This is a genomic window from Nostoc sp. UCD121, assembly GCF_014222285.1.
Classification (GTDB): domain Bacteria; phylum Cyanobacteriota; class Cyanobacteriia; order Cyanobacteriales; family Nostocaceae; genus Nostoc.
The window spans coordinates 1-1,830 of the sequence record NZ_JACKZS010000438.1 but is presented as its reverse complement, the minus strand read 5'-3'; the positions used below and the strand labels follow the sequence as shown (position 1 = coordinate 1,830).

The window sequence follows — 1,830 nt, the reverse complement described above, 5'->3', positions numbered from 1 at the left end:
TTAGAAAGAGCAGAAGATAGAAAATTCCGCATCGCCTATTATCAGAATCAAAGCGGCGCTCCCAGAAATGCCCAGTGTAATGTGAACCATTTGTTGAAGTTGATTAACTGCCTCGATAGAAATAGATACAACCCCGACGGCAATAAACGAACCAAACACCCAGCAGGGATGAGTCCCCCATCTAACATCACAGACACGGAAAGGGAAAGATTAAACGCCTTACTGCCTCTCTTGACTCATGCTCTATGGATAGAGCAAAGACTCTATGAAATAATCCAAGAACATATCAGCAACCCCAGAAGAAAGGGTGCTAACGACCTAGCATCAATTGATATACGTAAAACGACGTTGTTGCCTGACAGCAAGTATTCATTCGGGTTTGGTGCGCCAACTGACCTGGCACTACCGATAATTGCGTCCTATCGGGTATTTTTGGATAAAGATTATAAATGGATTCTGCCGTTTAACGAATTCGCCGAAGACTTTTTGCAACACCTGTGGAATAACTACTTCCGCAAATACTTGGTATCGGAGAAAACAGCAGGAAATACAGTCGGTACAAAAATCAGCCGCAATCAAGAAATTTGGGAAAGTCTTTATATATCGGCGCAAAGTTATCTAAATCAGCACTTGATGAAAATGGTTAACTCCAGTAAGTCAGAAGAAGCTCAGGTGACACAAGGTGCAAACAAGAGGGGAAAAGGAAAAAGCAATGCGACTACTGTGCCTAAATAAATAGCTTTTTACTGTTCGATTTAGTTCATTAAGGTTAAACGTTGTAGGGGCTTAATTGCCAGCCTGTAGCTTTTTTGCCAGCCTGTAGCTCTTGTAGTACTGCAATGATCTGCGTCGGCTCTACACGCTTTGTAAAGTCTGGATCAACAAAGGCATAAGCAACTGTACCATCTGGAGCAATTACATACGTAGCTGGTACTGGCAATTCAAAAGTCTCGTCTTTGTTGGCAGCTGGAAGATCAGCACCTAAGCTTTGCATGATTAGACGCAACGGCTCAGGTATTCGGTAAACGATACCAAAGTTACGTGCCACTTGATTGCCAACATCGCTTAAAACGTCAAAATCTAAGCTGCTGTCTTGCGCTGTTGACATCGAATAATAACTTGGTGTAATAACTTGGTGTCTGTGGCGAAATAGCGACCAAGGAAGCACCAAGAGCTTGGATTTCGAATTCAATATATACACACAAATTGCAACAAGGGGTACAGGTATCATTGGAAAAGGAAATTTTGATACCTTTACCTTTTACCCGTTCCCCTTTTACCTTCTTAGCTTTGTGTAGTTTTGCGTCGTTTACCTGCCTTGCACTTGCCTGAAGACTTTACATCAGTCTTTTTAGTTTTCGGTGACTTGTTGGCAACATTGTTAGCTTTTTTTAACGAGTAGTACGTTACAAAATTTGAAGTAGTCAACTTTCCATTTATTTTCACCAATAGCGCTAGCAAACTTTTCGGTTATTTGACGTGATTCAATGTTGGCTTTTGCGAACAGAAAACAAAGCAAAAAAGTTATATCAGCCTTAGCTAGAAACCCTTAGTAAAATTAAGAAATATTATGTTTAGGTAAAGATTTCGTAAAAAATGTAACTTCATCTATCTAAAGGGGTAAATTAAAAATAGTTAAAAAACTTTATAACCAATGCTTAAAAGTCTCAATTTCTGAATATTTTGACCTCAAAAACTATTTAGTGTTTAAGTAGCTGTAATAAATGCTAATAATTTATCAAAAGATAAATTATTAGATTTTTATAAAAAGCACCCAACTTTTATATTCAATAGTAAAAATAAAATCATCTGTTTTTTCCTATTTTATAG

1 protein-coding gene and 1 pseudogene are annotated in these 1,830 nt (G+C 38.1%); one reads left to right on the top strand and one right to left on the bottom strand.

Annotation, left to right across the window (positions count from 1 at the left end; translation table 11 throughout):
* Positions 1–735 (top strand): annotated as a pseudogene (locus tag GNF10_RS36670) (AIPR family protein); the annotation flags it as partial.
* Between the two features lie 34 nt (positions 736–769).
* Here GNF10_RS36670 and GNF10_RS36665 read toward each other — a convergent pair.
* Complete coding sequence (locus GNF10_RS36665) at positions 770–1,108, bottom strand: redoxin domain-containing protein (RefSeq protein ID WP_185582488.1); 339 nt, start codon at positions 1,106–1,108, stop codon at positions 770–772.
* Positions 1,109–1,830 lie beyond the last annotated feature (722 nt).

Bases quoted from the DNA above. Each gene is read 5' to 3' on its own strand.
- GNF10_RS36665 (WP_185582488.1), bottom strand. From the start codon at position 1,108: ATGTCAACAGCGCAAGACAGCAGCTTAGATTTTGACGTTTTAAGCGAT.